Origin of the sequence: Pseudomonas sp. Sample_23, from assembly GCF_004307595.1 — a bacterium.
GTDB lineage: Bacteria > Pseudomonadota > Gammaproteobacteria > Pseudomonadales > Pseudomonadaceae > Aquipseudomonas > Aquipseudomonas atacamensis.
The window spans coordinates 156031-162030 of the sequence record NZ_RCNX01000043.1 but is presented as its reverse complement, the minus strand read 5'-3'; the positions used below and the strand labels follow the sequence as shown (position 1 = coordinate 162030).

The following is a 6000-nucleotide window of genomic DNA, read 5'->3' as shown; positions in this document are numbered from 1 at the left end:
TGATCCGGTTACCAGGCCTCGGTACGCAACGTTGCTACATCGTGAAGACGATTCCAGGAATGGATGAGAGCGAGGCTCGAGCTGCCTGAGGGCTTCTTTGCTTATCGAGGTAGCGCCGGCTTATTCCCGGCCTCGCCAGCCATTCAACCAACCCGCAATCGAATTGAACAGAGACCAAACACATGAACGAGATTCAAGAACTGAAAGACCGCCGTGACGAACTGCTGAGCGAGGCAGAGCGACTGCAAGCCGAAATGTTGCCACTTGAGTCGGCGCTGGAAAGTGAAGAACTCATTGAACCAGATCGCAAACGCGAATTACGGGAGAAGTACAGCGAGGTGAAAAGTAAATTTCACTCGCGCAAGCACAATGCCGACTTAATAAATCGGAAGATCATTCGCCGTGAAGACATCGCGAACTGCGATTCGCTGATGGCGGGTTACGTCGAGGCGATGAACAACTGGAAAGCGGATGAGCAGGAGCTGAACGAAAAGCGTCGTAGCCTCAGCACCCGCCTTGAGCAGATTCAACAACAAGCGGCTGAAGACATGGCCAAGGCACGTCAGGCCGAAACAGACGCTGCCACGGCATACGCGCAGGCAGTCGCCTGGGGTGACACCGAAGGCGAGAAGACCGCGAACGCCGACGCACAAAAGGCCGCGAAGAATCTGACAGCCGCCACCGAACATAACCGTCGGCAAACCCTGATCATGGCAGCGTTAGAGCAGGAGCTGGTGACAGTAGATAAATACCTCACCGAAGCACAGGAAAAGTATAAAGAAATCGAACGAACCGCACTGTGGCTCTCTTACACGGTGCTGGAAGAGAAGTGGAATGAGGCCGCAAAAGCGTTATTTGAGGTAGGCGGAAAGCTGTGGGCGAACTACAACTTACTCGGCCTGGATCAAGTGAACCTGATGAAGCTGACGGTTCCCGAAGAAGGTGAACGCTTCGGCAATTGGACGTGGCATGAACTGTCCGACCGTGCCCGCAAATACAGCGCACTCGACTTGGTGCAGCTCGACGGTCTGCTAAGTCCTCAACGATCCGAAGATGTGAGCACTCAAGAACAATGCAAGGATGAAGATAATGAACAAGCAAATACAGAACAGCGCCAGTTGGTCTGACACGCTCAAAACTCGGAAGGCCCATCTTAATGCCCTGCTGAAAACCATCAACGCAGGGCCGGGAAAAGCTAGCCCGATACAAATGCTGACCATCAGCGCGATTAAATCGGAAATGGCGCACATTGACAGCCAACTGAATCGCCGGAAATAGCGCTGAACTTATAACCTGCCCGTTTTATCTTAATAAGTACGCACAACCACTCCGAACAAGGAAAAGACAATGTCCAAACTCGCAGAATATCGTCAGCTGGAAAAACACCTCGCTGAGCAGCTCCAGGCACTGGAAGCACTGAAAGGAGATGATGGACTGAAGAAAGAAATCGAGTTCGAAACCCAGCTGCGCAAGCTGCTCGAACACTATGGGTTCAGCCTGAAGCACATCGTCAACATTCTAGAGCCGCAAACCGCAGCTAGGCGTCCAGCCACAGCTCCAGCCGTCAGCACACGCAAACCACGCGAACTCAAGGTCTACAAAAACCCAACCACCGGTGAAGTGGTCAAAACAAAGGGTGGGAACCATAAAGTTCTGAAAGCATGGAAAGCAGAACACGGTGCGGAAGTCGTCGAGGGCTGGATGAAAAAATAAAGCCCCACCTGAAAAAGGGCCCAGAGGGGCCCTTTTTTATTACAGCCTTTATCTCAACAAACAATTGCTCCGACACCAGCAATGCCCTTACCCAACCTATTTTTTCTCAGATTTTTCACAAGAAAAGAGACTCTTGATCACGAGCAACACGGCAGACTTTCTACGATATCAACTGAACGCCTACGAGAACCGCAACCCTTCACCTTGCTGTATTATTTCAATTGTCCATGCAAGAACAAGACAAAGCCCTAATCTTTCGACGCCCCATTTACGTCGCTCGTCTCCCGCATATGCATTATAGATTTGATTCATTTTCTCTTCGTAGTATTCTTCGAAATCACCGTACACGAAACTTTCAAAGTAAATGCTAAAATCAATATCCCTACCACACTTTTCCTTTATAAAACGCAGCAATCTCTGCGAATCAATTGCGTCATGCACATCAGAGATGCTTATATTCTCATACTCTCCAGAATCAACCAGTTTATTGACTTGCAAAAGCAACCCTGTAAGTGCTGTAACATCCATACAAACCTCCCCTTCAAGAAAACTAAAATTTAAATTAAAATTTAAAGCCAGAGCCACTTTAACCTGAAATCCTCATCCAACTCTAAAGCACCAGACTTCCACTGTAAAAAATTCGAGAAGGTAGAGCTCAAAATAGCAATCGAGTCTCTGCCTTCCTTGCACATATGGAATGCCGCTGCATTGGAGAATATCAGTTACATGTAGCCATTTCAGCGACAGCGACTATTCCTGATAAGGTTTCGCCTCCATACGAAATTCATGCGAAACCAAATGCATTTTAAATACTGGAACTTCAGCAAGCTTAGCGCTTTGAATTACTCTCCCTTCATCTTCCTCACTTATTTTAGACCCAAGAAAAACTGATTTTAGCGGTGCGTAAAAATTTCTTGGGGGATCGTTGGCACCATCAATTAAAACAAGTCTCCACTCCCTTTCATACTCCCAATCCGGAGATTTATTTAGCGCAGCGACCAACCCAAAAAGATTATTGAAGTTATCTCCCGGCCTGATACCTCTTAACAACTCAGAAGCATTAAACACTCCACCATATCTCACAGGCCACAAACACAACCCGGCTAAGTTATCTGCGGGCAATGAGCTAAAATCATACTCCATAGCGAAGCCTGCATGATTGTCACCATAGTGAGCCCAAAGTGGCAATGAGTCCAATCGCTCAGTAAGAGAACAAATCTTATACGAATTTTGTAGCCGTCTATTCATATCGTTTACGAGCTTAGCGACAAATCCGGCATGCAGTTCTTTCATAACAGCAGCCACTTTTATTAACGCATCCTCGTCAACGTGTTCCTCTGTACTTACAAGATGATAATACCTCACCATCTCAAGCATTGGATCTTCTGCACTTAATATTGAGGAGCGATGATCGCCAGACATTCCTTCCGTGCCATTCAACAACAGCTCTACATGCGTTGTCCCGAAATGAGGATCAAAATCGACAGCCGAATCGTAGGGATCGTTGAACTTGCTAGCGAATGTTAGATGCAGGGTGGAATCCCTAAGGTTACTTAAAGAGTAATCGTTGACCTCGCGAAACTTGAAGAGCGAACCTGGAAAATGTTCGCGCTTCATATTTTGAGCAGCGGAGATACTCTCCAACGACAGCTCACGCGAAGAAATGAGCTTGAAAAGTTCTTCGACCCAGGTTTCCACCATTCCACCCTTCTTCTATGGTTTAAACATATTGATGACTGTAGTGCATTGCACCCCTGCACTAAGCCAGTGCGAACTTACCCTCCCCATTGCCTAATGAATATTTAAAAACTTTCGATATGATGGATGCAACGACCACTTTACATTATTCCTGCGATTTTCCGTCGACCGGTATAAATCAGGATCATCTGTAAAGTGAGTAAAGTCTTTTCCATCTAAATGAATATGAGAAACCAAACCAAGTTTATATAGAAAATCAGCAAGATCCTCTACACACGAATATGGTTTGCCGTCAACCGTGGGGATATCTTCTTTGGCTCTACCACGCAAAAAGTTAAGTTCTAAAGTCTCCTCCAACTCCGAGCATGAAAATTCCTTTTTTGTTGCTCTCAACGCATCGATGAGATGATTTAATTCTTCAAATTGATGTATATGCTCTTTTATCAAATCATCTCTACGATTGGCACCAAAATCAGGCAATATGTAATCAATATGCTCAAGCGTAATTTTCTTTGTGTGAGGTTTTTCTTTCGCCTTCTTCCCAGCCATCCGGCATAACTGCCCCATCCAGCGAGGCCGCCTATTTGAGAAGGCTGATATCGCGTCGAATAGTTTCGCATCTTTGTTTTGCCCCCATTCGATCGGCGAAGTAAACACCATATCTAATATCTTATTATAGTCAGTAGACAGAGCCAACTTGGCTTCCGGCGACGTAGGATGATTATTGATAATATAGACAAGAACCTTCTGCGCAAGCATGTCTCGCATCTGCCGCTTAGTCCAGAATATATTTATTATGTACTGCTGCAACTTGTCAAGATCTTCAAGATGCCTTAAACATGACCACACATCACTCCGAACCGTTGTGCGTATTTTAAGTCCCTTGTAGTCAAATGCTAGAGATCGAATGGCGCTAAAGAACGATCCAACTCTTGCCTGGCTTTCGATATTATTCTGAAACTTCGCATCGATGTCGTCGATAAGCAGCCATACTTCCTTCCTTCCATCAGACTCCTGATAGCGCCTAAGCAAGCTTTCACTATTGGCAGGAAGAGACTTTTTAAATTCAATGCCCAACAGGGGAATTTTTCCTAAGGTCCTAGATAGCAACGCGCCTACAATACTTTTACTTTTTAGCCCGTCCAGCTCAGCGAGCTCTACCATTGACATAGTATCATCGGATAAAGCCAGACCTATCTGCGCGCCAATCTCCATGAGAATTTTCTTGCAGATTATTTGCTTCCAGTAATTTTCTAGGAATGAATGATCGCTGCCAGTAAAATGACCAAGTCCTAGGAGCTCATTTCCTTTGACTCGTATTATAATGGGATCGCCGTACACGTCTTCGTTATTAAGCTTATAATAAAGCCGTGACAAAAGTGCAGATTTACCCATACCTTTCCTGGCACTTACGATAGACAACCTCTCTTCTATATCATAAAAATCATCGAACTCTTTATTTTCTATATAGTAAGCATTCAGATGATCAAGATCCTCATCTTCACCTGCTTCATTCCCAAACAGTTTTTTATCACGAAGATTTATAGAAATCATTCTTTATCGCCCAGCCAATTTATCATATTATTCCGCAGCCAAAGTATCTGCCAAAGTAAACCCTAGGTTTGTCACCTCGTAAACCTCGCCTTTAGCGCCTCGACCCGTAATAAGACCGAGATCTTTTAACTCTGTTAAAGCAGACTCCCACTTCGCAATTTCTCTACGCTCATTTGAGCCAATCAAATTTTTACCGTTCGTTTGTATATCGGTACCGCCGAGATAGCGAATATGCATTATCGTGCCGTGCGAATCTTTTGCTGCCTCCCTCAGCAACGAACTTGCCTCATAAGACAAACTTGGTACATTCGTTTGGGAATAGGACGAATCATCAACACCGCGAGAATCATCAACTTTAAAAATTGGGTTCTCGTTAATTGTAATTTGCAATTGTCGCGCAAACTTATTGCGGAACTCAGTTATGTCTTCGTACCCTTCGTATAAGCTGCGCTGTTGACACGTCTTTTTGAATTCAGCCAGTAGTTTGTACTGGTCGTGATCTACTGTATTTAAAGCTGCGGGTTGATTGGAGAAATACAGCATGGCCGGCCTGCCGCCATTTACGTGTTTTTCAATCTCCTCTACAGTCCCACTTGCATACTCGGTGGTAGCTGTACCAACTCGCGTCCAAAAAACACCGACCAACAAATCACATTTATCTAAGATTTGTCTGTTTATAATCGTTTGCGGCCCCTCGCCCATTTCAGGAGCGGAGTGTGTTTCCCATCCGGTGGGTAAGAGAACAATCCTGCGAGATCTAGAATGGACGGCATTCCATTCATGAATAACCTCCCGTACCTGGGCTCGCTCAGCTTTAACATCTCCAGGAGAAGCGATCATCACATTAAATACTTCTGCTTCGTAGCTCATGCTCATTCCTTAAGGCATTGCGTATAGGTGGCAACATGATGTCAAGGTGTCACGAAGTCTTGCCGCCGTCTAGCTTTGTGGAGCAACTCGCTTCAGATCGGAATGACTCGCCTTTTAGGCCAGTGAGTGTATAGAGGTCAGAGCAGAACTCAGGCAGGCATCGCT

The 6000-nt window shown here is 45.5% G+C and carries 7 protein-coding genes; 3 read left to right on the top strand and 4 right to left on the bottom strand.

Translation table 11 applies throughout. The annotated features are described in order from the left end of the window. Positions 1 to 182 precede the first annotated feature (182 nt). From D8U82_RS11770 to D8U82_RS11760, 3 genes are all read left to right on the top strand, one after another. Positions 183 to 1127 (top strand): chromosome segregation protein SMC, encoded by a 945-nt coding sequence (locus D8U82_RS11770; protein ID WP_130902245.1) that lies wholly within the window; start codon positions 183 to 185, stop codon positions 1125 to 1127. Beyond that, a complete protein-coding gene (locus tag D8U82_RS11765; RefSeq protein ID WP_130902244.1) occupies positions 1090 to 1278 on the top strand; it encodes a hypothetical protein in 189 nt (62 codons plus the stop codon). The genes D8U82_RS11770 and D8U82_RS11765 overlap by 38 nt, the downstream gene beginning before the upstream one ends. 69 nt (positions 1279 to 1347) lie before the next feature. Continuing rightward, positions 1348 to 1713 carry a histone-like nucleoid-structuring protein, MvaT/MvaU family gene (locus tag D8U82_RS11760; protein WP_130902243.1) on the top strand — a complete coding sequence of 122 codons (366 nt, stop codon included), beginning with the start codon at positions 1348 to 1350 and terminating at the stop codon, positions 1711 to 1713. 180 nt (positions 1714 to 1893) lie between these two features. Here D8U82_RS11760 and D8U82_RS11755 read toward each other — a convergent pair whose 3' ends face one another. The 4 genes from D8U82_RS11755 to D8U82_RS11740 form a co-directional block, all read right to left on the bottom strand. Continuing rightward, positions 1894 to 2298, bottom strand: a complete 405-nt coding sequence (locus tag D8U82_RS11755) for a hypothetical protein (RefSeq protein ID WP_241668058.1) — start codon at positions 2296 to 2298, stop codon at positions 1894 to 1896. A gap of 165 nt (positions 2299 to 2463) precedes the next feature. Further along, positions 2464 to 3414, bottom strand: a complete 951-nt coding sequence (locus tag D8U82_RS11750) for a DUF2971 domain-containing protein (RefSeq protein ID WP_130902242.1) — start codon at positions 3412 to 3414, stop codon at positions 2464 to 2466. Positions 3415 to 3504: 90 nt separating this feature from the next. Continuing rightward, positions 3505 to 4965, bottom strand: coding sequence for a hypothetical protein (locus D8U82_RS11745; protein ID WP_130902241.1), 1461 nt, complete (start codon positions 4963 to 4965; stop codon positions 3505 to 3507). A 27-nt stretch (positions 4966 to 4992) separates the two neighbouring features. Next, the gene (locus tag D8U82_RS11740; protein WP_130902240.1) at positions 4993 to 5835 is read right to left on the bottom strand and encodes a DUF4062 domain-containing protein; all 843 of its coding nucleotides are present in this window, start codon (positions 5833 to 5835) and stop codon (positions 4993 to 4995) included. Positions 5836 to 6000: the final 165 nt, after the last annotated feature.

Coding starts and splice junctions, on each gene's coding strand:
- D8U82_RS11770 (WP_130902245.1), top strand. CDS start 183: ATGAACGAGATTCAAGAACTGAAAGACCGCCGTGACGAACTGCTGAGC.
- D8U82_RS11765 (WP_130902244.1), top strand. CDS start 1,090: ATGAACAAGCAAATACAGAACAGCGCCAGTTGGTCTGACACGCTCAAA.
- D8U82_RS11760 (WP_130902243.1), top strand. CDS start 1,348: ATGTCCAAACTCGCAGAATATCGTCAGCTGGAAAAACACCTCGCTGAG.
- D8U82_RS11750 (WP_130902242.1), bottom strand. CDS start 3,414: ATGGTGGAAACCTGGGTCGAAGAACTTTTCAAGCTCATTTCTTCGCGT.
- D8U82_RS11745 (WP_130902241.1), bottom strand. CDS start 4,965: ATGATTTCTATAAATCTTCGTGATAAAAAACTGTTTGGGAATGAAGCA.
- D8U82_RS11740 (WP_130902240.1), bottom strand. CDS start 5,835: ATGAGCTACGAAGCAGAAGTATTTAATGTGATGATCGCTTCTCCTGGA.